Consider the following 25,299-nt stretch of genomic DNA (forward strand, 5'->3'; position numbering starts at 1 on the left):
TCTGTTTTCGACGCGACCGTCGTCACTACCTCGGACGCGTGTCTCCCCTCAGAGCGCGGGGACCCACGAACTGCCCGGAAACACTCCGAGCGCGGCCAGCACCGCGACGAGGAACGTCCCGAAGACGATGGCCGCCGCGGGCGGGTCAAGGTGGGTGTCACCGTGGGCGTAGAAGACGCGCTGGAACAGTTCGCCGAACAGTGCGCACGCGACGCCTATCGCCGCGCCGACGAGCGCTACCTCGATAAGCGGGAGAGACCCGACCGACGTCCCTTCCGGGGCCATCGCGAACGCCGCCGTGCTGGACGGCAGCGTGATGTGGTGCGTGACCGGGACGTTCTCGATGCCGATGCTCAGGAAGACGAGCGAGAAGGCGCTGATGCCGAATCCGAGGTAGACACTCCCCGTCGCGTAGCCGATGTACGCGCCGAGAACGCCGACGACGAGGCCGAGGAGTCCGACGTTCAGCCACTTGTACTGCTGCGGGAGCCACGGCTCAACGAGCAACCGGTTCATCGGGCCGCCGTGGGCCTGCCCGCCGTCGGTCACGCCCTGCCCCTCGTTTCGAAGCCGCTCTTCTGCGAACGGCCGCATGTTCAGCAGGCCCTCGCTGGGCTGGCCGATCAGGTCGTAGCCAAACGCCACCCGGTGGAGGACCGCCGAGAGGACGACAGCCATGGCGATGGGGTCCCAGGGGAGTGCGAACGCCATCATCGCCTGCGCCATCAGGTACCCGGCCACACCGAACAACCCGCCGACCAAGAGGACGTCCGGCTTCGTACCGAACGCGTAGTTGATGTCCTTGGCCGGGTGGTAGTCGAAGTCCGTCTCCATGTATCCCCGCTTCGCGGCGTACGCCGAGGCGGCGGCGCCGGCGGCGAAACTGATGTGGGGACCGAACACGGGGCCGAACGCGATCGACCCCGTGAGTCCGAGTGCACCGACCTGCGCCGGGTCGACGTTCGCCGCGGACGCGACGGCTTCCGCCGCCACGTTCCCGGCTTCGCCGGCGATGACCAGAAAGCCGGTGAAGATGAATGCGGGTTGACCGCCGATGGCCGCGCCGAACGCACCGCCGGCGAACGCTGCGACGAGCATACCTCCGGCTGTGAGTGCGGATAAATCGACCATTCAGCTCCCCCCAACGGTGTCCTTCCCGACGACGGTCTTCTTGCTCGGGCTGGCGGCTTCGGCCTGCTCCATCTGCCGGAGGTCTTCGAGCGCCTTTACCCGCTCGTCCCATGCCTCGAACGTCGCCTCGTAGGCGTCGGTGTACACGTCGTACCAGCGTCGGTACTGGCGGACTTTCTCGGGACGCGGCTCAAACGACTGCGCGACCGACGAAGTGGCGTTGACCGCCTCTGCGAGGCTATCGTACGTCCCCGTACCGATACCGGCGAGCAGCGCGGCCCCCTTCGCGCCGAACTCGGTGCCCGCCGGGATGACAATGGTCGCGTTCAGGCAGTCCGCGAACATCTGACACCAGAAGTCCGAGTTCGCACCGCCGCCGCTAAGGTATATCTCGTCGGCGTTCTCCGGGAGGTGCTTGTAACAGTCACGCATGGCGAGCGAGATGCCCTCGTACACCGCGCGGACGAGGTGCGCCTGCGTGTGCTCTTGGGTCAGTCCCATGAACTGCGCTCGGGCGTTCGGGTTGAGGAACGGAGCGCGCTCGCCGGCCGAACTGAGGAACGGGTGATAGAGGAGTCCGTCGGAGCCGACGGGTATCGACTCGACTTCCTCCTCGACGAGGTTGAAGCTGCTCTTGTCCATTATCTCCTCGATGGCCCAATCGAGATTCGGCGTTCCGGTCATCGAGGACATGAATTTGGTCCACAGACCGTCCTCGACGCCGAGCGTCAGCAGTATCCCCGCCCGTTCGTCGTCGGACGGAGCCTCGTCGAGGACAGTCTGATTCACCGACGTCGTCCCGACGATGGACGACCCCTCGCCGGGGAGCGCGGCCCCACTTCCGAACGCTGAGGCGGCGATGTCTATGAATCCGGAGACGACCGGCGTTCCCTCCGGAAGTCCGGTTTCGACCGCCGCGTGCTCGGTGAGTCCGCCGACGACTTCCGTCCCCGAGACGAGTTCGGGTCGCATCTCTGCGACTTCGGGCATTCCGACTGCGTCCAACACCTCGTCGGAGTACTCGGCCGTTTCGGCGTCGACGTAGGGGAGCGACGCGTCGCTCGGGTCCGTGGTCAACTCGCCGGTGAGTTTGTACTTCAGCCAGTCCTTACAGAAGAACACCGTGTCGGCCTCCTCGTAACTCTCCGGTTCGTTCTCCTTAAGCCACCGGAGGATGACGAGGCTGCTTCCCGGGAACTGCGTTCCCCCGCAGATGTCGTACACCTCGTCGGAGACGCCGTTCTCCTGCCACTCCTGCACGTAGGAGTTCGCGCGGCCGTCGGACCAGAGGATGGCCGGTCTGACCGGGTCACCGCGTTCGTCCACCAGCCAGCAGCCGTCGCCCTGTCCAGTGACGCCGACCGCCACGACTTCGTCGTCCTCGTCCAGTCGGTCCTCCACCTCGCTGAGCGTCTGAGCCGTCTTCTTCCACGTCGTCACCATGGACTGCTCCGCCCATCCGGATTCGGGGCGTTTGACCGCGTTCTCGACGCTACTCTTGTAGAGCTCTTCGCCTTCGAGCGTGAAGGCGACCGACTTGATAACTGTCGTACCGGCGTCTACGCCGATAATAACTTGCGACATCATAGAACATTATCATTATTGACAGTAAATATCTTATGGCCAGTAGGACCGCAATCCTGGTGCTGCGAGCCCATCTATTCCTGCTGACGGAAAAACCCGGACTCGAAGGTAGTCCACTATCGGTGAACGCAACGCCCTGACTTCACAGAGTACCGCCGCCCTCTCGCCGTCAGCACTCGGTGCGTGATAGCGTTTACCGCGCTCTATCCACTATTACGAAACGAGTACAATCGACTGCGAGAGGATTGTCTCGTCCTGCATGACAAGAATAGACGTGTAATGGGCCGGCGTTATCGCTAGCTGATTCCGCTGCCAGATCGCATCTTCGGGAAAGTCGGGGTCCGTGAGAGCGGTTCTGGGGCGGTTTCGTCGGTAGATGTCGAAGATACCGCGCAGAGGAGTCGCTTCCGGTCAAGATTTTTTCTCGGCGCTCGAGGTTTCGCCACCGATTGTTTAGCGTCGGTTGTTCGGAGATAGTGGACGCAACCCTGACGAGTGCGTACGTGTCGTCGAGTCCTCGGTACGTGAAGCTAGACCAGTCGGCTTCGGTTCGGAACCGCGACGTCACCTCCTCCGAATCGGAGATTGTTTTCCGCTCGCCGGTGGTTTTATTCGATTCGTCGGCGTATGATACGCTATAGCAATGCTCACGAGATACGAACCCGGCGGACGGTCTGAACTCTCGACGGCCGTCGACGTAGATCCCGTCGTAACGGACAGAACCCAACCGACTCATCGACACGCACACGAACCATGAAAACGGTCGTAACGGGCAATCTCAGTCAGAGCGCGCTCTCCCGACTTCGAGACGATTTGGGACTCGACGTCGAGTACCGACCTATCGAGGAGCGAGAGGGCCGCCTCCCCGAAGACGAGTTCCGCGCCCTCGTCGAAGACGCCGAGATACTCATCGTCGGGTACGAGGGCGTCTCGGAGCGAGTCATCGACGCGGCGTCGGACCTGCGACTCGTCGCCTCCACCCGCGGGGGCCCGGACGCCAACGTGGATATCGAAGCCGCGACGGAACAGGATATCCCGGTGTTGTACGCGCCCGGACGGAACGCAGTCAGCGTCGGAGACTTCACGTGGGGAGAGATCATATGCGCGATGCGAAATATCGCTCACGCGCACCACCTCCTCCGCACGGGGACGTACACCGGAACGCCGCAGGCGGACGCCGCCTCTGGCGGCGAACGCGAAGACGTGACGTGGGGGATGGGTCGGGAGTCGCCATACGTACAACTGAAGGGCCAGGAGTTGGCCGGGAAGACGGTCGGCATCGTCGGACTAGGCGCCGTCGGACGAGAGGTCGCCAAGCGAGCCAGCGGGTTCGAAGTCGACCTCTTGGGCTACGACCCCTACATCGACGCCGACACGATGGGCGAGTACGACACCGAGAAAGTCGAACTCGACGTACTACTGGAACGAAGCGACGTCGTGACTGTCCACGTACCGGTCACCGAGAGCACCCGCGGGCTCCTCGGACCCGACGAGTTCGAGGCGATGAAGGAGAGCGCCTACTTCATCAACAACGCCCGCGGTGCCATCATCGACCAAGACGCGCTCGTGGAACAGTTGCGGTCCGGCGGTCTCCGAGGCGCCGCGCTCGACGTGTACGACATGGAACCGATCCCGGAGGACCACCCGCTCCTCGAACTCGACAACGTCATCACGACGCCGCACCTCGGGGGAGCCACGGAGGAAGTCATCGAGCGCCACTCGGAGATGGTCGTCGACGACATCGAAGCCTACCTCGACGGCCGGGAACCGTCGCACGTCGCCAACGAGGAGACGGTGAGCAAGGAGTAGGCGAGCGACCCCCTCGTCACCACTTGACCGTCCGCTCTATCCGTTCGAGCGATCCGACGACGCCCGAGCGCTTCTCCCACACCTCGGTCATGTTCTCGCGGGTCATCTTGTACCACTCGTAGATATCGTCGTACAGGTCCGCGTTCTCGGGGTCAGGGCTGTACGACCGTTCCGTCGACTGCGTCTCTTCGATGGCCGACTCAATGTCGTCGTACAGTCCCACGCCGGTCCCGGCCAGTAGCGCCGCGCCCTTCGCGCCGAACTCCTCCCCGCTCGGGACGACGAACTCCGCGCCGGTACAGTCCGCGAACATCTCGCACCAGAACTCCGACTTCGCGCCCCCGCCGCCGACGTACACCGTGTCGGGCGTGTCGGGGATGTGTTCGTAGCAGTCCTTCATAGCGAGCGCGACGCCCTCGTAGACGGCGCGTATGAGGTGCTCCCGTCTGTGGTCGGGACCGAGTCCGACGAACTGCGCCCGAGCGTCCGTGTTCAGGAACGGCGCTCGTTCTCCGGACGCGCTCAGATAGGGGTGATAGAGGAGTCCCTCGGCACCGAGCGGGACGTTCTGGGCCTCGGTGGCGGCCGCTCTGTAATCCCGTTCGCCACGGATTTCCTCGAGCGCCCAGTCGAGGTTCGGCGTCCCGATCATCGACGCCATCACCCGCGTCCACCGACCCCCGAGACCGAGCGAGAGCGTCATGCCCGCTCCGTGGGGGCTCGTGTCGGGTGCGTCCAGTAACAGCTGATTCAGGGACGTCGTTCCGACGACTGAGGAACCCTGTCCGGGCTCGGACACACCGCTCCCGTACATCGAACAGGGCACGTCGAACAGGCCGGAGACGACCGGCGTCCCCTCTGGAACACCCGTCTCTCGTTCGGCCTCAGCCGTCACCTGCCCGACGACGTCGGTCGGTTCGGCCAACGGTGGCAGCAACTCTTCGAGCTCCGGTGCGTCGACTAACTCGAACAGTTCCGAGGAGTACTCGACCTCCTCGACGTCCACGTACGGCAGGGACATGTCGCTTGGGTCGGAGGTGACCGTCCCGGTCAGCTTGTACTTGAGCCAGTCCTTACAGAAGAACACCGTGTCGGCGTCGTCGACGACGCTGGATTCGTTCTCCCTGAGCCACATGAGGATGGCGAGACTGGACCCTGGGAACTGGGCGCTGCCGCAGATATCGTAGATCCGCCCACCGACGAATCCGCTCTGCCACTCGTCGATTATTTCGTCCGCGCGTCCGTCGGACCAGAGGATCGCGTCGTACGCCGGTTCCCCGTCCTCGTCGATCAGCCAACACCCGTCGCCCTGTCCGGTGACTCCGAGAGCCGCTACCTCTTCGTCCTCGTCGAACTTGTCCATAATCTCGCCGAGAACTTCAGTCGTCGCCCTCCACGTGGCGTACATGTCCTGCTCCTGCCACCCGCTCTTCGGTCGAAGTATCTTGTTCTGTCGGCTACTGTGGTACAGCGGCTCGCCATCGGTGGAAAATGCGACCCCCTTGATCATGGACGTACCCGCGTCTATACCGATAAGTCGTTCAGTCATTGCTTGCCTCCCCCACGGTAATGTGCCTCATTTACCATAAAGAATTGGTGTGCCGAGGACTAGAGATGCGTATAATCGGTCGAGCACTCGACCGAGAGACGACACCGGTCCATCGAGAGACGCCTTTTCTCGTCGTACGCGTTCCGAGTAGAAGACGAATGGATTCCTGCCACGTGTCCGATTATTTGTATCAATTCGAACGTCCAGATCTGATAGATTCAGTGACTATCCGTTCGGCCATGCTAGTTCGCGTCTACTCCGTCGCTTCGGGGAGTTACTTGGACGTGTCGGTGGTTACAGAGACGGATACAGACCGATATCTCGATGAATGTCGAATCAGTTCGGATATCTGTATTCGTCCGCTGTTTTCCCGAACGTAGCGCTACAACTCGACCCACGGAAGTGTTTCAGATTCCGTTTCTCACCGTTCTTTTCTACCGCAGTCGAACTGATGGGAGATATATTCTATCGACTCCATCAGAAGAGAGCCATAAATAATTGTACGAATTCGATTAAGCTACTCCGTCAGATACTCCGTAAGGATCGAGATACGAAACCGAACCAAATCGTCTACCACAGACCCGTTCTGAGAACAGCACCAGACGAATTATCTTTGTAAATCACGCGTAGTGATCAGTAATTTCACGGGTTCTAGTCTCTAAAGAGGGGAATCTCGACAGGAGCCGAAGATGTCGATACTGCTCTACGGCCAGTTAGTCACTCTTCACCTCCGCCTTCCCGTTACCGTTCCTCTGTTGCAGGCTCTCCCATTTCTGACTGTCGTTCACGCGGGCCTCAAGCTCGCGTTAGAGTTCCTCGCCCCCATCTTCGTCGGAAGCGGCCACTCTCTCGGGCTCTCGTTTGCGGCAACGAGCCAGTTTGTCGATATCATCGGACTCGTCGCCATCTTCTACGCGATTCTTCGATGAACGCGAAGCGACCAGTTCCGAATTCCCGAGGCCTTGTATCCTCCGACAAACGGGCCGTACTCACCGTCAAGCAGTGGCGATAAGCGAGCTGTGGTCTGCCCCTATAAGAGAGGTCCGCCCCGATGTTATACCAGAACAATACCGAAGGCGAACGGTTCCTCGCGCGTCTCGACGGATCAGCATCCTGCCGGAGCGCCTACTTAGCTTTGTTTTCAACACCCATCTATGACCCGAGTGTACACGTTCGGCCACTCTTCGCGTTCATCGAGGAGTTCGTCTCGGCGCTCCGTAACTACGGGGTTACCGTCGTGGTCGACGTCCGTCGGTTCCCCGGTTCGCGACGGAATCCACAGTTCGGTGCCCACGCGCTGGCCGCGACACTCGACGAACACGGGATCGGGTATCGTCATTTCGAGGCGCTCGGCGGTCGCCGCTCGAGCCCGCGAACGGACTCGCCGAACGGCGAATGGGAGAACGAGTCGTCCAAGCGTACGCTGACTACGCGCTCACCGACGAGTTCCAGACGGCACTCAACGAGTTGGTCACGCTGGCGGACGACGAAGTGCCGGTGATCGTCTGTGCGGAGGCCGTCTACTGGCGCTGTCACCGCCGCATCGTCGCCAATTGGCTCCTTACCCGTGGTTGCGAGGTCGTCAACATCTTCGAGACCGACCGCGCTGACGAACACGAACTAACCCGGTTCGCGAAGGTGTCCGACGGGCGCGTCACCTATCCCGCTGACGAATCGTAGCGCAGTCAGATATCTTCTGGCGGACGAAGAAAGCGAGGTTACAGCCATCGTCATCCGATTATTTACCGAGTAGTCGACTAATGGTCGCCTCTCACGTCATCACGGCCTCAGAGGATGAAGATGGTGCGGCTTATTTCCGGGATAGTCAGTTATCAAGCAACGAGCGCGCTCGCCGGACGTAGCTGTTCGCATCCCAGCTTCGACCGGTACTGATCCCATCAAGGAGGATGCGCGCCTCGTCGACCGTCAATCGGCCTGTTCGAACAAACACTGAGAGGAGTGTTGGCGTCGTTACAAGTCGTGTATTGGCCAGTGAGGCGTGGATCAACCCAAGACGATTGAATTCGTCACAGAGAAAGAGTGTGACACCGATCTCGTTCGCAAGGGTGACAGCTGCGTTCTCACCATCATCGAGTGGGAACTCGGCATCGAGATTGACTGATTGGACCGTGAGTTCGGCAGTTCGACCAAGGACTGCAGTTGCAGCTTCTCCATGCTGATCATCGTACGAGGCGATCTCTTGGAGTTCCTCAATTACCTCGTCTGGAACGAACACGTCATAGCCCTCCAGACAGAGCGAGAGTGGATCAAGATCGAAGTCCGAGACGATACCCAAACTCACGAGTGCGGATGTATCTGCGACCAACCCTGCCATCTATAGCTCGGCGACTTCGTCGACAAAGTCTTCATCCAACTGTTGTTTCAACACCCGGAGGTTCGCTGCCTCTTCAGCGCCGACGAGTGCTTTGAGCTGCTCGAAGGAGATTTCGTCGTCATAGTAGGCAGCAGCGATCTCTTGAGTGAGTGCATCATCGTGAGCGGCATCTTGGAGGTACTCTCGAAGCGCAGTCACGAGGACGTTTGTTCGGTCTTCACCGAGCACTGTAGCGAGTGCGTCGGCCCGGTCAATAAGCCGATTGGGTGCTCGAAACTGCACGCGCTTTTTGTCGGTACTCATTATGTGTACATTGTGAGCCAACGTACTTAGCCGTTTTCGTGTGTACGATGTGAGCCTCACTGAACCTGAATAGAGTCGCTTTAGGCTCCTTGATATCCTCTCTGACGGATCGTCGAATCAAACACACCGCTTGGCCATTACGCGTGCTCTGTGTTCTGGCGTTGATCGTCTTCAGCTTCCTTTGAGTCCGGTATAGTAGTCCTCAACTCCGAGTTTTGTGACGTATATTAGCTGCTTTGTCGATAACTAAGGAGAAGCTGAGTAACCTAAACGAATTACTCGTTTCCAGTTACCCATCAGGATGGAATTCCTTGACGGAGATAGTTTCGATAAACTGCCATATCTGTGGAATGTTGTGCAAATACTAATATTCGATTCAGGACCCATCCACTAAAGTACGACCGACCGAAAGCATAGGTTATTCTTAATTACCTTCAACTAGAAAACGGTGGTTGTAACACGGTTTAAAAGCTGAATCGATCTCTATACGGCATCTCTGCAATATACCGGTCAAATTATAGAACATCGTTAGCCATCAACGAGCCGTACGGAGTAGACCAATATAGGTAGAATATAGTCTCTATATGCTCTGGAAGTAGTTATAAATCCAAAATCGGAGCGCACTCTGATCCAAATCAGGGCATATATCGACTACTAACACCACAATGATAGTAATTTCGCAGCCAAAGGCGCAAGTAAACCAAATTGTCTCTCTAAAACGTCTTATCATAGGTGATCAGACACCTCTTTCATAAAAACACGATATTTTTCTCAAGGTTACTAAAGAGAGATAGTCAGAGTAGGGGGGATTGATTCTCCAGCACTGAGGGATAATCGATATCTGATTCGCCGCTCTCCGAGTTCTGTGAGTCTAATCTTCTTTCATAAAACAATACTATTTCTTCAATCGTCCCGTGGAAGCTTCTACGGTAATCATCTTCGACCGGATTCCATGGGGTTTGTGCGAATTCTCCTGGAACTCCCTCTCTGCGAGGCACACCGAAATTACCGGTGGTGTATGCCCTCGAGTCACCTTGACTAACAACAGGGGGTCCCTCGAGTAACGCTATCTACCATTATTTACCTCCTCCAAGCATTCTGTCCGCATACAACATATTTATATTATTACTAGTTTTTGTGCGGCATTTCTATTTTCGAGTCAGTACTTCTTCCCATCCCAATCCTCGAAGAATATATATTCACATTTGGTCGATATGTGATGATGACGCCGTAGGAGACCAGACACACGGATATCGCGTCTGTAGTATCGAGAAGCCCACGTCGGTCGTCACCGAGACAACGCTCAAACCTATCGAATCGGTTGAGGTGCCGGTCTGTACAACGTGTGAGTTCGTACAGAACTATCAAGCGGCGTCGAATTCTAATCGGATTTGAGTCGAAGTTGGGCCATCCGGTTGGGGCGTAGGGATTCCAGGATTCACCAAGGCCAAACTCTGTGAAGACTGTGCCTCTCAAATCGCCTGCAACATCGCCTACGGCATCTTCGAGAGTGACATAGATGCACGCAGACGCTTCGTTGAACTCATCGACCGCGAAGATCTTCTCACGCACTCTCTACCAGTTCGAGTACGTACCCGTCGGGATCCGTGACGAATGCAATAGTGGACCCCGTTTTTTTGAGCACCGTCGGCGGTTTGAGAACCTCGCTCCCTCGTTCGTCAACGAGATGGCCGACTGTCGTCTCGACGTCGTCGACGCCGACCGCGAGGTGGTCGACGCCGTCGCGCTCGACGGTGACCTCGTGTTCGGAATCGTATTTGAACTGAATCTCTACTCCGTTCTCGCCTTTCACGAAGTAGTTGCGGACGCCGTCCGTCGCGAACTCCCGGGAAAATTTGAGGCCGACGCCGTCGCAGTAGAACGCCTTCGTCGTGTTGAGGTCAGAGACCCAAATTGCTGTATGAAGTACATCCATACCGATTCATCGCCAGTGTGGGTCAAATAAGTACCCTGTCGCACTCTCACACAGCATCGGAGGTGAGACCGCTTAGACGTATTTTTATCACTCGTGGTATCGAACGGTGGGTCGGACATGCCCACAGCGGTCATCTATCACGACACCCCGATAGCGAGTACCATCCGGGACCGGACCGACGACCTAACGGTGGTCGCCGCCGAGTCGAAAGCGGACGTCCGTACCCACCTCGGCGACGCGGATATCTTCGTGACGAATCCGAAAGGCTGGTCAGACGACTTCGTCAAGTACCTATCGGAGGACGATTGGGTGCAAGCGACGAGCATCGGATATACTGCGTTTCCCGTCGCCGAACTCAACGAACGCGGTGTGACGTTCACCAACGCCGCGACGCTCCACGATTCAGTCGTGAGCGAACACGCATTCGCCCTTATGTTCGCGCTCTCCCGGAGACTCGGAGCGACCTTTGACCAACAGCGTGAACATGAGTGGGACCGCGGTGTGGGCGCGGACATGTGGCACTGGGAGGGCCGACGGATGACCGTCTTCGGCCTCGGAAACATCGGTGAGTCTATCGCGCGACGGGCGCAGGCGTTCGGCTTCGACGTGTACGGTGTTAAACGCACGCCCTCGATCTATTCGGGCTCTCTCACCGAGGACCGCGTTGTCTCTAACGAGGACTTTCACGACCTCCTCCCCGAAACGGACCTGCTCGTATTGACGGTGCCGCTCACCGACGAAACCCGCCACATCGTCAACGCGGACGTCCTCGCCGCGCTTCCGGAATCGGCCGCCGTCGTCAACGTCGCACGCGGGTCGGTCATCGACCAAAACGCGTTGGTCGCGGCCCTCAAAGACGGAGAAATCACCGCTGCTGGGCTCGACGTGGTCGAAGAAGAGCCGCTTCCTCCGACGTCGCCGCTGTGGGACCGCGAAGATACAGTCGTGACGCCGCACGTGGGCGGGCGTTCCAAGGACTTCCCTGTCCGGTTCAGTCGGCTGTTTCTCGACAACTACGACCGATGGCTATCCGGGAAACCGTTGGCGAACTGCATCAACTAACGGAATCTCTGAGGAGCGACGAACCCCGAGAGGGTCGATTCTGGTTGCTTTTTCCAGAGCGCGACCCTTCACGATGTGCCGGTGTCGGTGATTTCGACGCTCTCTTCGAAGTCCAGACTAGGCGCTCCGGCGAACAGGGTGGCGAGAGACACGACGAGCAGTCTAGCTCAATTTTCTCGTCCGCTTGATCGACTTATGGGGCACGACTCACCGAGCGAACTTCTCGACCGAGGACATCGTACGGCTCCAAGAGGTGAGGACTGATTGTCTCACTCTACTCAGGCGTTCATGCGGGGTTTGGTCCCCCGTGCGATGCTTTCTTCGGTTCTCCGGTCGAAGACGTGTAGTCCCGAGTAGTCGAATGAGAACGAGACCGGTTCCCCTTCGTCTAACGGGTTGTCAGCGGAGACCGTCGCCCGTACCTCACCCGACGGGCGGTCGATTGTCGCTAATACACGGTCGCCGATACGCTCGACCAGCGACAGATCGCCCGTGAGGTCTCCCTGCTCGGTATCCGGATAGACATTGACAATTTCGGGGCGGAATCCGATGACGACTTCGTCGCCTGCAGAGACATCGCCGACGATGTGTGCCGGAAAGTCGAACTGCGTTCCCTCCACCGTTATCGATATCGAGTCGCGGTTCACGTCGACGACCTTCCCGTCTAAGAAGTTCATGCTCGGGTTCCCGATGAAGCCAGCGACGAAGACGTTCTTGGGCTCGCTGTACAGTTCGTCCGGCGTTCCCCGCTGTTCGATTTGGCCATCATTGAGCACGAAAATCCGGTCGGACATCGTCATCGCCTCCTCCTGGTCGTGTGTGACATATATCGTGGGACGCTCGACCCGCTTGTGGACCCGTTGGATTTCCTTGCGAATCTCGACTTTGAGCTTCGCGTCGAGGTCGCTCAATGGTTCGTCCATCAGGAAAGCCTCGGGGTCTTGGACAATAGTCCGTGCGAGTGCAGCCCGCTGACGTTGTCCGCCGCTCAGTTCGCCCGGATGCTTCTCCAGCAGTTCCGGTATCTGCATTATCTCGGCTGCTTCCTTGGCCTGTTGGTGTTGTTCCTTCCTGCTGACGCCGCGAATCTTCAACGGATAGGAGATGTTCTCCTCGACGGTCATGTGGGGGTACAGCGCGATGTTCTGGAACATCATCGCCAGTTTCCGCTTGTTCGCGGGGATGTCTGTCACGTCTTCACCCCCGATGACGATTTCCCCGCTCGTGGGCGTTTCGAGTCCAGCAATACATCGGAGTGTCGTCGTTTTGCCACATCCAGACGGGCCGACGACCGAAATGAACTCGCCTTCTTCGATTGACATGTTGATATCATCAACGGCTACCTCGACGCCGCTAGAGACGGGAAACTCCTTTCGAAGGGACGTTATCGAGATTGTCATCCTCTATCAAGAACTCTCGCTCATATCATAAAAGATTATCGACGATTCGCTCCGTTGAGTGGAACCTTCTCTCTTTGCAGCAACTTCATAACCGCGGAAGTTGCCTGACCGATAATTTCACACCACCGTGAACTATCGTCGTAGACGATGGATGGACACTCAAATGTGGAAGTACCGAGACTCCGTACTGGTCCTGACGACGCTCGCGTTCGGGACGAGCATGGTCACTCGCTTCGTGATCGGTCTACTTATCCCGGATATCACGGGAGCGTTCGACGTTTCGACGAGCGACATTGGCCTGGTACTTACCGGTCTGTGGGCGGCTTACGCTCTGCCGCAGTACCTGGGGGATACTCGCCAACGCGTATGGAGATGTTGCTGGGGAGTGCCATGATCAGATACGTGCTCCTTTCAGTCGGAACACGCTCTCTCGTCGTGTCGCGGCTCTCCCGGACTGAGTATGAGTTGGGGTGTACCCGGTCCAGTCGTGGTCCATGGACCAACTCGGCGAGGTCGAACAGACCATTGGATGCGGATTGGTTTGTATGTCTACATGATCATCGGTGCCCTCGGGAGCGATGTCGTCGGCATCCTCACCGATGGACTCGGCTAGACCGCAGCGTTCGGCTTCCTGGACCTCCTCATGGCCGCCGAAGTCGACTTCTCGGAGCCAACACCCTGTTGGACTAAAGTACTGACTGCCCAAGCAAGGATTTTTGTCCCATGTAAGAACATATATGTCCCGCTATCCTCACACAAGATATGAGCCTACATATCGTACTAATAGGTGGAATTGCTGCCGGCGCGAAACCGATCTTGGAGGAGCAGATAGAGGTTCCGGCCACGTTTCGTGCCATCTCGGATTCCGACGACGAGGAGGATGTATTAGCAGTCCTGACCGACGCAGATATCGTCCTCGGCGACTGGCCGGCTGCGGCTAACGCGATGTCGGCTCCGGACTTGAAACTCATGCAGCGAGTCGGGGCTGGCGTCGACAAAATCGATCCCGAACGTATTCCTCCTGGTGCATATGTGTGTAACGTCTACAAACACAGCACGGCCATCGCCGAACACGTATTTTCGATGTTGCTCGCTCACCGACGTCGTCTCCTCGAACTCGACGCAGACCTGCGGAACGGCGTTTGGAACTACCCCCGACCGCCGGAAGGCTCGGTCTCCGACATCCGAGGGAGTACACTCGGAATCGTTGGATTCGGCCACATTGGGCGCGCACTGGTCCCCCGTGCTAGAGGCTTCGACCTCGACGTGATGGCCATCCGTGGGAGCGAACCGACCGACGACTTGCCGGATGGCGTGACTTTCCTCGGCGGACCGGACGACCTTGACCGAGTTCTGGAGGAGTGCGACGTTATCGTTGTCTCCGTCCCACTAAACGACGAAACGAGGGGCCTCATCGGCGAGCGTGAGTTCGAGTTGATGGGCGCAGACAGCATGTTGATAAACGTCGCTCGCGGCCCAGTCGTCGACGAAGCCGCGTTCTATGAGGCCCTCGAATCGGAGACTATCGGTGGTGCGGGTATTGATACTTGGTACCGCTACCCAAATGGAGACGAATCGGTACAACCCTCCGAATTCCCTTTCACCAACCTCGACAACGTCGTCCTCACCCCCCACATCGCCGGGTGGAGCGACCAGACCGCGTCTGCACGCTTCGACTTCATCGCCGAGAACGTCGCGCGTATTGCGCGAGGCGAGAAACCCGAGAACGTCGTCTGGGGCCCGCGCGCGTAATCTCGAGGAGTAGTAGCTGATTCCGGTACTCTTTTGCGACCACTCAGGGTCTATCTCCCCATGAGGGTAGTTAACTACGAACTATTCAACGTGCCGCCCCGTTGGACGTTCCTCAAAGTCGAGACGAGCGACGGATCTATCGGATGGGGGGAAATCTCCCTGTCGCGTCAGCGCCGGGCGGCGTCAGGTGCGGTGGCAGACTTCATGGAGGAGTACGTCATCGGCAACGACCCGACGCGCATCGAAGACCACTGGCAGGCCATGTATCGGTCCGGGCGATTCCGCGGCGGGCCGGTCCTCATGACTGGTATCGCCGGTATTGACCAAGCTCTCTGGGACATCAAGGGGAAGATACACGGGATGCCAATTTCCGAGTTCCTCGGTGGCCCCGTTCGCGACCGAATCCGTCTCTACCAGCACGTCCGGACGAAAGCAGAGGTCGCGAGTGCCAACGACGATTCAGACGACCGAGACGGAGAGAATCAGGTTTCCAGTCCGGAGGCGTTCGTCGAGGATGCCCGTCGTCAGATCAATGCTGGATTCGACGCGCTCAAACTGGTGCCGTTCGGGATGCTCGACGCAGTCGCTAAGCCCGGAGACGTCGACCGGGCGCGGACGGTCGTACGCGCGGTGCGCGAGGAGGTTGGCCCCGACGTCGACTTGGCTCTCGACTTCCACGGTCGTGCGTCGAAGGCGTCGGCCAAACAGATGGCAACGGCGCTCGAGGAGTTCGACCCAATGTTCTACGAGGAGGCCGTCACCGGCCCCGAACACGCCAACAACTACCGGGAACTGGCCCGACACACGTCGGTCCCGATTGCGACGGGCGAACGTCGTCACTCTCGGTGGGCGTTCAAGGAAGTTTTCGAGGACGGTGCGGTGGACATTGTTCAACCCGACCTCTGCTATGCCGGTGGCATCTCCGAACTGCACCGAATCGGAACGATGGCAGAGGCCTACGACGTCGCATTGGCGCCGCATTGTCCCTTCGGACCCATCGCCCTCGCCGCCTGTCTGCAAGTGGATGCCGCCATGCACAACGCCTTCATCCAAGAACAGATCGTTCACCGGGAAGACTACCTCGACTACTCTCTCTTATCGTACTTGGAGAACCCCGAAGTTCTCGCACAGGAAGATGGCCATGTCGACGTACTGACCGAACCAGGACTGGGTATCACGGTTGACGAGGAGATCGTGCAAAGACATGCGATCGACAACCCGCAGTGGGAGAGTCCGGGGTGGCGACATCTGGACGGCCGCGTCGCGCAGAATTGAGTTACCCGCGAATCGACCGAGCTTTCTTTTGACCTCACCGCCACCCTGAGCGACGGTACGCCCCCGAGATAACGGTCTTCAGCGTTCGAGAGTTTGTTCGCTCGGCACGGCTACGTACTTTATCGGGTACTCGCTGTCGCGGTCGATTCGGTGGTTCGATACGCGGTCAGACAGCCCGAAGCGCATTGAACTACCGAGAAGGGTGGAAGACGGAAAGTAGACCGCTATCCGATACCGCCGGCCCGGAATCCGCGAAGCAGGTACTTCTGTAGGAAGTACACGAAGATGAACGACGGGATGACCGTCAGCGTACTCGCGGCCATGAGTTGTGACCAGAGGACCTGATTCTGCATCGTGAAGCTGAACAGGCCGATCGTCAACACCCACGACTCGTTGTTGACAAGCAGGATGGTGGGCATAGTGAACTCGTTCCACGCGACGGCGTAGGAGAAGACGGCGACTGCGACCATCCCCGGCTTCGCCATGGGCAGGGCGATTTCGTAGAAGGCCCTGAACCGCGAGGCGCCGGCCATCTGAGCCGACTCCTCTAGCGACACCGGCACCGTCTGAAAGAACTTCCACATCATCCAGATACCGAACGGGAGCGAGACGGCCGTCTCGGCGAACACCAGTCCAAGGTGGCTGTCTATCCAGCCGAGCTGTCTCCAGAAGATAAACATGGGGATGGCGAGCAGGATCGCCGGGAACATGTATCCGAAGAGAATGATACGGGCGAACGTCTTCTTGTAGGGGATGTCGAGGCGCGTCAATCCGTACCCGGCGAGCGTCGAAGTGACTGTCGTCAGTGTGACGACGCCGACAGCGACGATGATGCTGTTGAAGTACCAGGTCGTAAAGTTCGAGTTGTTGATGACGTTGTCGAACGCCTCCAGCGTCGGGTTCTGCGGGAGAATCGGCGTCGGGAGGTTAAACAGCGTGTCCGTGGGACGGAGCGACGTGCTCAGCATCCAAAACAACGGAACGACAACGATGAGGACGCTGAACAAGATGAGCAGGTCCGCGGTCTTGTTGAGAAGCCGCTTTCGGGCGCCGTACGAAAGCGATTCCCACCCGGGGATGTTGTCCCCGTCGAGGCGGAGGTTGAATCGCTGGCTCATTCGACGCGCACCTCCTGTTCAGGTTCGAGAACGTGGAAGTAGATGATCGCCCCCGCGATGAGCATGACGAACAACAGCGTCGAGATAGCGGCCGCGTACCCAAGTTGAAGCTGATTGAACGCCACTTTGTACGCGTATATCGGTGCGGTCGTCGTGATACCGCGCGGACCGCCTTGCGTCAGGACATATATGATGTCGAATTTGTTGAACATCCAGATGCCACGGAGCAGGAAGACGATGAAGATGACGCCCTTGAGATTCGGGAGCGTGACGTCCCGGAACCGCTCGTACGGCGTTGCACCCATAACCTCTGCGGCCTCGTAGAGGCCGCTAGGAATACTCTGTAGCCGGGCGAGTACCATGATTGTCACGAAGATAGAGAACTTCCAGCTGTTCGTGATGATGACCGCGATCATCGCCGTGCTTTCGTTGCCGTACCATGGGAACTTCTCTGTGATGAGGCCGAGGCTGACAAGTACTTGGTTGATAATCCCGAACTGGCTGTTACCCATCCACAGCGCGATGAAGCCTAAGATAGCTGTTGGGATGAGGTACGGTAACATCATTATCGCCCGAACGAACGTTGAACCGCGGAACGTTCGATTCAATAGTAGAGCAAACCCGGTACCGACAACGAGTTGTATCGCGACTGACCCACCGGCGAAGACCAGCGAGCGCCGTATGGTCGCCCAGAACTCCGAGTTCGTCAGGATCTGCTGATAGTTGCTCAGTCCTGCCCAGTGCCACACGGGCGAGAAGGCGGATATCTCGAAGAACCCCGCCGCGACTGCCCACCCGATGGGGATGACGTTGACGAAGATGAACAGGAGAGTGGCCGGGACGATGGTGAGTACTCCCATGACCCACTTGTCGGAGAGGATGTCGAAAACCCGCCGTTGGTACTCAAGGCGAGACCCGCTCGCGACGTTGTTTTCCCTCTGTGTTACGTTATTTGCTTTTGCCATTGTGGTTAGTTCTGAGCGTTGTCGATGACTGTCTGAAGTTCCTGTGCGTATTGGTCGATCACGCTGTCCGGATTCGCGTCCTTAAGGACAACGTCGCTGACGAGGTTCGGGAGCGCGTCGGCGCCAGTGATAGTCCCCGCGAACGGGTTCGGTGGGTCTGTCCCCTCAATGGAACTTCGGAAGTTAGTCGCGACCTCCGTCTGGTACGCTTTCGTGTCCTTAGGAGTGTACGCCTCCGGCAGGTTTTCGAGGAAGGTCTGGTACTCGTCGCTCTCTCGGATGCCGGGGAAGGCGGGCACGTCGTGGACCGGATTGAGCTTGTAAAGTGGCAGCAACTGTTCTTTCTGCGTCATGAATCGCATGAGTGTCTTTGCGGCCTCAACGTTGGATCCTCTGAAAGTTCCCAGTCCGTCGATATTGCCGTCGGTCGTCCGCGTTCGTTTTTTCGGCATCTGGGCCGCGTGGACGTCCGCGGCAAAGTCGCGTCCGTCTTGGATCGCGTACATCTTCGGCCGGTAGCCGATGTAGTTCCCGGACGCAGACACCTGATTTGGAATCGCGCGCGCCCAAGACGTGAAGCCAGAGTCGCTCGCAACTGGTGAGTACTGATGTTGTTCCTTCAGGAGATTGAGTGTCTCTATCATTCGTCCTCGATTCTTGCCCTTATGGAAGTTGACGACCATCTTGTCGCCCTTCCACTTGGCGATGGAACACTCCGCGGTTCGGAGCCAGGCCCGGAGGTGGTAGACCGCATGGTCTCCCGATCCGGCGGGGACGTAGGTACCGTGGATTCCATCAAGTTCGTTAACTTTCCGGGCGTACTCGGTCGCCGTCTCCCACGTCCAATCGGGCCGTCGGTCCATTCCGACCTCTTCAGCAAGGTCGCCACGCCAGTACCACGCGACGACGTTAAGAAACGTTGGGAGCGTCCAGTGCTCGCCGTCCCACTTGACGTGTTTGTACGCCGTCCCGAGGCGTTCTTCAACGTCGGTGACGACATCGGAGACGGGTGCGAGGATGTCCTGAGACTGAAACGCTGTCGCGTTCGTCTGACTCATGGCGAATATCTCCGGGGGCGTTCCCGCCTGAATCAGTTGCGTCACCCGTTGGACGCCGGACGTCTGCCGACCAACGTACTCGACGTTGATATCGGCATTTGTCGCGCTCTTGAAATCCGATGAGATACCGTTCCAGAAGTTCTTAACTGGGTCTGCTGTCTCGTCGATGACTATGTGTACCTTCGTTCCGCTCAGGTCAGGCCACTCACCGCTCGACGAGCTACCGGTCGTCCCCCCACCGCCACTGCCACCGTTTGGAGTCTCAGTTCCTCCGCCCCCCTGTCCAGAACAACCTGCGAGTCCCAGAGTTGACGCTGCTGCGACGCCCTTTAAATACGCCCGCCTAGAACTCCATGTCTTGCATTGTCTTACCATATCAATTGTGAAGTGCGTACTCATACTATTTATAATTTGGCAACGGTACTGTTCCGATAGTGGAGGACGTTGCTACCTCCAGGCACGCGGACGAAGATTACGATACACCCCGTCGGAACACGCGCGGTTCCGCCGAGATCCCACGAGAGAACGTAACCGTGGGCGGACTCCGAGAGCGTCAGAACGACCTCGGGTCGACCTCCGTCTCGTACGAAGTGAAGTCCACCGCCGTCGGTTCATTCGGGTCGACGTTGACGTCAACGAGTGTCGGTCCGTCGGTTTCGAGCGCCCACTCTGTCGCTTCTCGAAGATCGGACAGAGTCCGCACCTTTCGGGCCCGACATCCGTATCCTTCCGCGACTGCGGTCCAGTCCGGTGACGTCCACTTGAACTGGTGCCGGTTCCCTTCATCCTCCGGATGCATTGCCTTACTGATGACGCCATAGTCGGCGTCGTTGAACAGGATGACGACCAAATCGAGGCCGTACTCGGCGGCGGTGTGCAGTTCTTGGGCGCACATCATCAGACTACCGTCACCAGTGAGTGTGAGGACCGGTCGGTCGGGTCGCGCCAGTTTCGCGCCGATTGCACTCGGTAGCCCGACGCCCATCCCGGCCCAAGAACCGGCTGTAATCAGTTCCTCGCGCGCGTACGCCTCAAAGACATTCTTGCTCCAGATTCGATGTCCACCGATGTCCGTCGTGACGACGGTCTCCCTTGGGATAACCTCTCGGACCGCTCTGAGGAGGCCCGGTGACGCGACTGGCGGCCCTTCGTCAAGGAGTCCGGCGGCTCGGAGACACTCGCCGTACTCCGTACGCACGGCCGTCGCTAGCTCCGATCCGTCCCATCCGGCCGCTACATCCCGCGAATCGAGGTTCTCTGCAAGCTGTTTGCACGCTTCGCCGACGTCAGCGACAACTGCAATGTCCGCGTCGTAGGCGGCACCTATCTCGGCCGGGTCGAGGTTGACGTGGACGAGCGTCTCACCCATCGGTATCGACCAGTTCGCCGTGTTCGGCCCGTCGAAGTTCGTCCCGAGTGCAAGGACCACGTCTGCGGTCTCGAACACCGTCCTTGCGCCAGCCGGGAGGTCCCCGCCCGTGACGCCGAGGAACCGGTCGTCGTCCTCGGAGAAGACGCCTTTTCCCTTATACGACGCGGCGACTGGTGCGTCAAGAACTGACGCGAGTTCGGCGACCCCATCCGGCCCATCCGGGGAACGTCGTGCGCCTCCCCCCACGTACAGGAGCGGTCGCTTGGCGTCGGCGAGACAGTCAACCACCCTCGCGAGTGCGTCGTCAGCCACATAGTTTATCCGTTCGACACTGACGTTCGCCGCAGGAGAATCGATTGGTTGCGCGAGCATCCCTCGCGGAATCCCTATGCGGACTGGACCGGTCGGCGGGGCCAGTGCTGTTTTGATACCCCATTTGATCTGTTCTTGGAATTGTATTGGCGACTCAACAGTAATGTTCGCCTTGACGACGTGGTCGAACGTTTCGTGTTCGAGTTCGTGAATCGGGTGCCTGCCGAACTCGTCGTGGTTCGGAATCGGCGAGATGTGAAGTATTGGCACGTTGTCGTCGAGCGCATTCTTGAGTCCGTGAGCCGCGTTGGTATCCCCGGGGCCGGGAACGGTAATCGTGGCCGCTACTTGATGGCTGGCCTCGTGATACCCCCACGCAACGTGGGGAACCGCCGTCTCATGGCGTGCCATTACGTATTCAATGTCGTTTCGTTCTGCCACGGTCCGGTCGAGCGGCAACGTCTGGGTTCCTGGAATTCCCACCAGGAGTTTGACACCCACGTCTACCAACGTCTCGTATAGATATTCGCTCCCACGCTTTCGAGTCGCTGTTTCTTCGGACATATATGATTTACTTCGAGGACCATTATAATTGGTTCCCTGACCGATCGTTCGACTGTCGGATACTGCGTTAGTCGATGAGGCGGTTGATATCGTCGTCTAACTTCCGATAGAGTTCCTCGGCTTTGGCTTCGTCCTCGGGCGAGAGGGAACGAATCGGCTCTCGGACGAACCCACCGTGGAGTCCAGCGAGTTCGAGCCCCTTCTTGACCGCTGGGATGCTGACTGCGCTCCCGATGGTATTGTTCTGTCCCGTCCGGTCACGGAAGTTCTGGTACGGAAGGCAGATATTCCGAATTTGTCGTGCACGCTCCCAGTCCTCTACAGAGAGCGCGTTGAACAGTTCGAGCCCCACTTCGGGTCGGAAGTTACTGACGCCCGCGGAGAAACCTTCGACGCCTTCGCTCCAGTAACTGACCGCGTAGGGTTCGGCGAGTCCGTCGACCCAGACAACGTCGTCGGAACCGGCGGCGATAGAGGCACCGAGTTTGACGGGGTCTTTAATTGCGTACTTGATACCAACCACGTTTTCGAGCTGTGTGAGGTTGGCCAAAAAGTCGACCGACGGGTCGAACGCTCGGATGTAGGGTGTAAATGGAGTGTCCGTTACGGACGCTAACTCGTCGAAGTAGTCCAACAATCCCTGTTCGTGGACGTACGTGTGGTCGGGAGGCATAATCATGTGTCCGTCGACCCCGAGACGGTCGTATGCACGAATTAGCTCCTGTGCGTTATCTGTACATCCGCCGACGCCAGCGAGAATACATGCGCTGGAGGGAAGTGCATCGATGCTCGCTTCCGTAACCTCGACACATTCATCCTGCGTGAGCGAGTGATATTCGCTAATGTTGGCGGCCGAGAGGAACGAACGCAGACCCCTGTCGTAGAGTGATTGCGCGTTCTCTCCGATTTTCCAGCTTTCTATCTCTCCATGTTCGTCGAACGGTGTGAGAAGTCCGGCGGCAACACCCCGCAGACGCTCCTTCACCTCGTCTACTGCTAACGGCATAAAAAAGTATTAACGTATTGGTTCATAAGTATTCCGCCCACGAACACTATGCATTCGTTTGAAATCCGATGGGTATCGAAGCGAAGACAGGTACTAAACGGAAGTAATTCAGTAGTTCCGATAAATAGTTTTCGTGGACGTGGAGAAGTCGAGTCCCGCATCGCCCTGTTCTCGATAGGTGTCCTTGTTCTGGCTACTCGGTGACGTGGTTAAGTCACTGAGATCACGTGCCTTCTGTGCGTAGTACGCGAAGATGTCGATTGCCCGCTGAACCTCACCGCTGGCCTCTGACCGTGTTTTTCCCTCCTCACGAACGAGCGTCTCGGTCGCTTCTTCTTTGCGCCGTGAGTGCGTCACCCGCCTGATTTAGAATCGCACCGCGTTCCGGACTCGGCGTGCTTGCCCACTCCTTCTACGTATTGACGGCGTCCTCAATTGCGGTTTCGACGTCCGCCGTCGTGGAATTTTGGAACTGAGCGACTACTTCCGTGTTGTCTGCAGGGTTCACCACCCCGAACGTCTCTCCCTCTCCCGACTCGGTCCACTCCCCGTTCACATAATTGCCGTACTCTGTCATCATGTCGTTCGAGCGCTCTCTCTTCTAGTATGCCACTGTTTTTGCAGTATCGACCTGCACAGGTCGTTCTTCGAGAGAGAACGAACTCACGACGAAGGCTGATATCTAAAAGTACCGTGAGAAACCGTCCACCGCTCGGAGTGACGTATAGGACTTACTTCGATACCGGCGTGGTTTTCGTCATCTGTTGCTGCGCCATATCTTAATAAGCGGAAATAATTATCAATCACGAATCACTCTTCCCACGTTGCAAACAATTGGTTAATCACTTTGACCGAACCGAAGAAGTGTGTCGACAGAGCAGGTACATGCTGCTGATAGACCATGCCGAATTCGCTACTGGAGGAGTGGTGGTGAACAGACAACGCGAGCACACAAGAAGAGAAGTCGAAAAGAGGAGCAGCAGTTACGAGTAGCGGGAGTTGACTTCGATGACATTAGCCGCCTGCGCTATCTGATCGTTTAGTTCGCTCTCCATCCGTTCGTCGGTCATTCGCTTCGAGGGTCCGGAGACGCTCAGTGCCCCCATCACCTCGGCGTCGGGCCCTGCAACTGCCATCCCGATACAACGAACGCCGCGGATGTTCTCCTCGTCGTCGATCGCATACCCGCGTCGTCGGGTCTCCTCGAGGTCTTCTTTGAGTCGGTCGGGATCAGTTATCGTCCGATCGGTTTTCTTCGACAGTTTCTGCTGTTCGAGAATTTGCTCGCTCCGTTCAGCGGGGAGTTCGGCTAGAATCGCCTTCCCGAGCGAAGTAGAGTACATCGGCATCCGTTTTCCGATTCGTGACGCTGTTTCTACGGCAACTTCACCGCGTGCCTTCGAGAGATAGACAATGTCACCTTCTTCTTCAGCTGCGAAATGAACGACTTCACCTGTCTCTTCTGCAAGGTGCATCACTTCCTTCCTGACGATTTTATGATCGGCGATCTGGTTTTTTACCTCCTCAGCAATCTGGAGGAACTGAAGACTCAGACTGTACGTGTGGCCCTCTTTGACGACGAAGGACTCGTCCTGTAACGTGGCTAGATGTCCATGGACGGCGCTTTTTGCGAAGTCGAGTTCGTTCGAGATTTCTGTGACCCCTGCACCCCCCGAGGTACGAAGTGCATCTATGATACGGCAGGTGTTTTGGACCGTTTCGATCTTTCTTGAGCTATTTGTTACCATAGTAGTAGCACTCCGCTGGAGGAGTATAACTCTTGTTCTCGACGAAAGAACGATTCTGGGCGATTCTTCCTCCAAATTTCGCGTTTTCTCATCAAGTGTGTCATACAGCCTTAACGTCTGTACTCTACCTTCTTCTTAACAGTTCACTATTTGTGTCGTTCTCTCTGAGATAGTCCTATATAAAGGGTATTGTAGTCTCTGTTCCACTAGGTCTGACCATCGGTCTGAGATGGAAATCCGCCATTCATTACATCTGTTATGGCAATAGGTCGTAACTCCGCGCTGATTCGTCGCTCCGACGTAGCTTTCCATTACAATTTTAGTATTGTAATTCTAGCCTCTCTGAGGAAACGGGTATTGCTGTTCTCCGGCCGAGAACGCTGAGCACGGACGTAGTTCTGTCTTATTGTATTGCCCTTGAGGGGGAACGGCACGGTGTAATAGTGTTCTCTGCGAATTATGACGCTCATTACGGACATGATACTGTAATTTCTCCGTATGTTTGAGGCTGGTGGCGACGGGAGCATTTCGTTACTGTCGTCCATATTTGGGTAGAGGTTGTCGACGATAAGATTCAAGTAGTCACTCCTATTGAACACCTCGTAACATCTCTCCGGACCCCCGTTATGAAGTCGTCCCCTGTCGAATATATATCCCGATTGATGGTTTGTAGAAATCCATATTGCCAAGGTCTAGTGCGGCACAACTTCGGAGGATGGAAATCGGCGTCGTCGTCACCTTCGCCCTCGAGAGTCACGGTTTCCCCTCTGGTACGCGGTGTCTACCTCGTCGAGATACTCTCGGACTGAATCGCCGCGGGAGGGTTCGGCATCGTCAGGACGCTACTTACGGATGCCGGCGCGGTGACACCGACTGCCGTGGGGTTCGTCGCCGACGGGTTCGGGTTCCGGGTCGCGTTCGCCGTTCTCTCTGCCTCACTGGTCGGCGGGGCGACGGTCGCAATCGGACTCCTACTCGCCGGCGGCGAGACGAACGACGGGTGAGGGAGTTCGTCAGTGT

23 protein-coding genes are annotated in these 25,299 nt (G+C 57.8%); 8 read left to right on the forward strand and 15 right to left on the reverse strand.

Annotated elements, in window-relative coordinates:
- Positions 1–48: 48 nt before the first annotated feature.
- On the reverse strand, positions 49–1,131 hold the full coding sequence (locus tag ACFQEV_RS09755) for a DUF7973 family transport facilitator (RefSeq protein WP_379695337.1): 1,083 nt from the start codon (positions 1,129–1,131) through the stop codon (positions 49–51).
- Positions 1,132–2,715, reverse strand: coding sequence for an FGGY-family carbohydrate kinase (locus tag ACFQEV_RS09760; RefSeq protein ID WP_379695339.1), 1,584 nt, complete (start codon positions 2,713–2,715; stop codon positions 1,132–1,134). It lies immediately after the preceding gene.
- A gap of 753 nt (positions 2,716–3,468) precedes the next feature.
- Between ACFQEV_RS09760 and ACFQEV_RS09765 the strand changes: the two genes are divergently transcribed.
- On the forward strand, positions 3,469–4,524 hold the full coding sequence (locus tag ACFQEV_RS09765; protein ID WP_379695341.1) for a 2-hydroxyacid dehydrogenase: 1,056 nt from the start codon (positions 3,469–3,471) through the stop codon (positions 4,522–4,524).
- 16 nt (positions 4,525–4,540) lie between these two features.
- On the opposite strand, the gene ACFQEV_RS09770 is transcribed toward ACFQEV_RS09765, so the two are convergent.
- Positions 4,541–6,073 (reverse strand): FGGY-family carbohydrate kinase, encoded by a 1,533-nt coding sequence (locus tag ACFQEV_RS09770; RefSeq protein ID WP_379695343.1) that lies wholly within the window; start codon positions 6,071–6,073, stop codon positions 4,541–4,543.
- Positions 6,074–6,762: 689 nt separating this feature from the next.
- On the opposite strand from ACFQEV_RS09770, the gene ACFQEV_RS09775 reads away from it, so the two are divergent.
- The 3 genes from ACFQEV_RS09775 to ACFQEV_RS09785 all read left to right on the forward strand — a co-directional run bounded on the left by ACFQEV_RS09775 (position 6,763) and on the right by ACFQEV_RS09785 (position 7,753).
- Positions 6,763–7,002 carry a hypothetical protein gene (locus ACFQEV_RS09775; RefSeq protein WP_379695345.1) on the forward strand — a complete coding sequence of 80 codons (240 nt, stop codon included), beginning with the start codon at positions 6,763–6,765 and terminating at the stop codon, positions 7,000–7,002.
- Between the two features lie 122 nt (positions 7,003–7,124).
- Positions 7,125–7,574 (forward strand): DUF488 domain-containing protein, encoded by a 450-nt coding sequence (locus ACFQEV_RS09780; protein ID WP_379695347.1) that lies wholly within the window; start codon positions 7,125–7,127, stop codon positions 7,572–7,574.
- Entirely contained in the window at positions 7,469–7,753 is a 285-nt protein-coding gene (locus ACFQEV_RS09785; RefSeq protein ID WP_379695349.1) for a DUF488 family protein, read from the forward strand. Before ACFQEV_RS09780 ends, ACFQEV_RS09785 begins: the two co-directional genes overlap by 106 nt.
- A gap of 145 nt (positions 7,754–7,898) precedes the next feature.
- Here ACFQEV_RS09785 and ACFQEV_RS09790 read toward each other — a convergent pair whose 3' ends face one another.
- The 3 genes from ACFQEV_RS09790 to ACFQEV_RS09800 form a co-directional block, all read right to left on the reverse strand.
- A complete protein-coding gene (locus ACFQEV_RS09790; RefSeq protein ID WP_379695351.1) occupies positions 7,899–8,408 on the reverse strand; it encodes a PIN domain-containing protein in 510 nt (169 codons plus the stop codon).
- On the reverse strand, positions 8,409–8,711 hold the full coding sequence (locus ACFQEV_RS09795) for a hypothetical protein (protein WP_379692245.1): 303 nt from the start codon (positions 8,709–8,711) through the stop codon (positions 8,409–8,411). It lies immediately after the preceding gene.
- Between the two features lie 1,564 nt (positions 8,712–10,275).
- The gene (locus ACFQEV_RS09800; protein ID WP_379695353.1) at positions 10,276–10,647 is read right to left on the reverse strand and encodes a VOC family protein; all 372 of its coding nucleotides are present in this window, start codon (positions 10,645–10,647) and stop codon (positions 10,276–10,278) included.
- 117 nt (positions 10,648–10,764) lie between these two features.
- Here ACFQEV_RS09800 and ACFQEV_RS09805 point away from each other — a divergent pair, with 117 nt between their 5' ends.
- A complete protein-coding gene (locus tag ACFQEV_RS09805) occupies positions 10,765–11,709 on the forward strand; it encodes a D-2-hydroxyacid dehydrogenase (RefSeq protein ID WP_379695355.1) in 945 nt (314 codons plus the stop codon).
- 278 nt (positions 11,710–11,987) lie between these two features.
- On the opposite strand, the gene ACFQEV_RS09810 is transcribed toward ACFQEV_RS09805, so the two are convergent.
- Entirely contained in the window at positions 11,988–13,109 is a 1,122-nt protein-coding gene (locus ACFQEV_RS09810; protein ID WP_379695357.1) for an ABC transporter ATP-binding protein, read from the reverse strand.
- A gap of 762 nt (positions 13,110–13,871) precedes the next feature.
- Here ACFQEV_RS09810 and ACFQEV_RS09815 point away from each other — a divergent pair.
- Complete coding sequence (locus tag ACFQEV_RS09815; RefSeq protein WP_379695359.1) at positions 13,872–14,861, forward strand: 2-hydroxyacid dehydrogenase; 990 nt, start codon at positions 13,872–13,874, stop codon at positions 14,859–14,861.
- A 60-nt stretch (positions 14,862–14,921) separates the two neighbouring features.
- Positions 14,922–16,136: a galactonate dehydratase gene (dgoD, locus tag ACFQEV_RS09820; RefSeq protein WP_379695400.1), complete on the forward strand. Its 1,215-nt coding sequence runs from the start codon at positions 14,922–14,924 to the stop codon at positions 16,134–16,136.
- 224 nt (positions 16,137–16,360) lie between these two features.
- Here dgoD and ACFQEV_RS09825 read toward each other — a convergent pair whose 3' ends face one another.
- The 8 genes from ACFQEV_RS09825 to ACFQEV_RS09860 all read right to left on the reverse strand — a co-directional run bounded on the left by ACFQEV_RS09825 (position 16,361) and on the right by ACFQEV_RS09860 (position 24,279).
- Positions 16,361–17,254, reverse strand: a complete 894-nt coding sequence (locus ACFQEV_RS09825; RefSeq protein ID WP_379695361.1) for a carbohydrate ABC transporter permease — start codon at positions 17,252–17,254, stop codon at positions 16,361–16,363.
- Positions 17,251–18,219 (reverse strand): carbohydrate ABC transporter permease, encoded by a 969-nt coding sequence (locus tag ACFQEV_RS09830; protein ID WP_379695363.1) that lies wholly within the window; start codon positions 18,217–18,219, stop codon positions 17,251–17,253. Before ACFQEV_RS09830 ends, ACFQEV_RS09825 begins: the two co-directional genes overlap by 4 nt.
- 5 nt (positions 18,220–18,224) lie before the next feature.
- Entirely contained in the window at positions 18,225–19,676 is a 1,452-nt protein-coding gene (locus tag ACFQEV_RS09835) for an ABC transporter substrate-binding protein (RefSeq protein WP_379695365.1), read from the reverse strand.
- A gap of 154 nt (positions 19,677–19,830) precedes the next feature.
- Positions 19,831–21,525 (reverse strand): thiamine pyrophosphate-binding protein, encoded by a 1,695-nt coding sequence (locus ACFQEV_RS09840; protein ID WP_379695367.1) that lies wholly within the window; start codon positions 21,523–21,525, stop codon positions 19,831–19,833.
- Positions 21,526–21,592: 67 nt separating this feature from the next.
- Positions 21,593–22,531: a dihydrodipicolinate synthase family protein gene (locus ACFQEV_RS09845; RefSeq protein ID WP_379695370.1), complete on the reverse strand. Its 939-nt coding sequence runs from the start codon at positions 22,529–22,531 to the stop codon at positions 21,593–21,595.
- A gap of 108 nt (positions 22,532–22,639) precedes the next feature.
- Positions 22,640–22,888: an aldehyde dehydrogenase family protein gene (locus ACFQEV_RS09850; RefSeq protein ID WP_379695372.1), complete on the reverse strand. Its 249-nt coding sequence runs from the start codon at positions 22,886–22,888 to the stop codon at positions 22,640–22,642.
- 55 nt (positions 22,889–22,943) lie between these two features.
- The gene (locus ACFQEV_RS09855; protein ID WP_379695374.1) at positions 22,944–23,108 is read right to left on the reverse strand and encodes a hypothetical protein; all 165 of its coding nucleotides are present in this window, start codon (positions 23,106–23,108) and stop codon (positions 22,944–22,946) included.
- A 406-nt stretch (positions 23,109–23,514) separates the two neighbouring features.
- The gene (locus ACFQEV_RS09860) at positions 23,515–24,279 is read right to left on the reverse strand and encodes an IclR family transcriptional regulator (protein ID WP_379695376.1); all 765 of its coding nucleotides are present in this window, start codon (positions 24,277–24,279) and stop codon (positions 23,515–23,517) included.
- 863 nt (positions 24,280–25,142) lie between these two features.
- Here ACFQEV_RS09860 and ACFQEV_RS09865 point away from each other — a divergent pair.
- Positions 25,143–25,283, forward strand: a complete 141-nt coding sequence (locus tag ACFQEV_RS09865; protein ID WP_379695378.1) for a hypothetical protein — start codon at positions 25,143–25,145, stop codon at positions 25,281–25,283.
- The last annotated feature ends 16 nt before the right edge of the window (positions 25,284–25,299 follow it).

The organism is Halopelagius fulvigenes (assembly GCF_042662625.1).
In the GTDB taxonomy this organism is placed as follows: domain Archaea; phylum Halobacteriota; class Halobacteria; order Halobacteriales; family Haloferacaceae; genus Halopelagius; species Halopelagius fulvigenes.

Excerpts from the sequence above, each read along its gene's own strand:
- ACFQEV_RS09780 (WP_379695347.1), top strand. The coding sequence starts at position 7,125 with ATGTTATACCAGAACAATACCGAAGGCGAACGGTTCCTCGCGCGTCTC.
- ACFQEV_RS09770 (WP_379695343.1), bottom strand. The coding sequence starts at position 6,073 with ATGACTGAACGACTTATCGGTATAGACGCGGGTACGTCCATGATCAAG.
- ACFQEV_RS09790 (WP_379695351.1), bottom strand. The coding sequence starts at position 8,408 with ATGGCAGGGTTGGTCGCAGATACATCCGCACTCGTGAGTTTGGGTATC.
- dgoD (WP_379695400.1), top strand. The coding sequence starts at position 14,922 with ATGAGGGTAGTTAACTACGAACTATTCAACGTGCCGCCCCGTTGGACG.
- ACFQEV_RS09830 (WP_379695363.1), bottom strand. The coding sequence starts at position 18,219 with ATGGCAAAAGCAAATAACGTAACACAGAGGGAAAACAACGTCGCGAGC.
- ACFQEV_RS09810 (WP_379695357.1), bottom strand. The coding sequence starts at position 13,109 with ATGACAATCTCGATAACGTCCCTTCGAAAGGAGTTTCCCGTCTCTAGC.
- ACFQEV_RS09765 (WP_379695341.1), top strand. The coding sequence starts at position 3,469 with ATGAAAACGGTCGTAACGGGCAATCTCAGTCAGAGCGCGCTCTCCCGA.
- ACFQEV_RS09855 (WP_379695374.1), bottom strand. The coding sequence starts at position 23,108 with ATGACAGAGTACGGCAATTATGTGAACGGGGAGTGGACCGAGTCGGGA.
- ACFQEV_RS09860 (WP_379695376.1), bottom strand. The coding sequence starts at position 24,279 with ATGGTAACAAATAGCTCAAGAAAGATCGAAACGGTCCAAAACACCTGC.
- ACFQEV_RS09845 (WP_379695370.1), bottom strand. The coding sequence starts at position 22,531 with ATGCCGTTAGCAGTAGACGAGGTGAAGGAGCGTCTGCGGGGTGTTGCC.
- ACFQEV_RS09805 (WP_379695355.1), top strand. The coding sequence starts at position 10,765 with ATGCCCACAGCGGTCATCTATCACGACACCCCGATAGCGAGTACCATC.
- ACFQEV_RS09835 (WP_379695365.1), bottom strand. The coding sequence starts at position 19,676 with ATGAGTACGCACTTCACAATTGATATGGTAAGACAATGCAAGACATGG.
- ACFQEV_RS09785 (WP_379695349.1), top strand. The coding sequence starts at position 7,469 with ATGGGAGAACGAGTCGTCCAAGCGTACGCTGACTACGCGCTCACCGAC.
- ACFQEV_RS09795 (WP_379692245.1), bottom strand. The coding sequence starts at position 8,711 with ATGAGTACCGACAAAAAGCGCGTGCAGTTTCGAGCACCCAATCGGCTT.
- ACFQEV_RS09760 (WP_379695339.1), bottom strand. The coding sequence starts at position 2,715 with ATGTCGCAAGTTATTATCGGCGTAGACGCCGGTACGACAGTTATCAAG.
- ACFQEV_RS09800 (WP_379695353.1), bottom strand. The coding sequence starts at position 10,647 with ATGGATGTACTTCATACAGCAATTTGGGTCTCTGACCTCAACACGACG.
- ACFQEV_RS09840 (WP_379695367.1), bottom strand. The coding sequence starts at position 21,525 with ATGTCCGAAGAAACAGCGACTCGAAAGCGTGGGAGCGAATATCTATAC.
- ACFQEV_RS09825 (WP_379695361.1), bottom strand. The coding sequence starts at position 17,254 with ATGAGCCAGCGATTCAACCTCCGCCTCGACGGGGACAACATCCCCGGG.
- ACFQEV_RS09775 (WP_379695345.1), top strand. The coding sequence starts at position 6,763 with ATGTCGATACTGCTCTACGGCCAGTTAGTCACTCTTCACCTCCGCCTT.
- ACFQEV_RS09755 (WP_379695337.1), bottom strand. The coding sequence starts at position 1,131 with ATGGTCGATTTATCCGCACTCACAGCCGGAGGTATGCTCGTCGCAGCG.
- ACFQEV_RS09815 (WP_379695359.1), top strand. The coding sequence starts at position 13,872 with ATGAGCCTACATATCGTACTAATAGGTGGAATTGCTGCCGGCGCGAAA.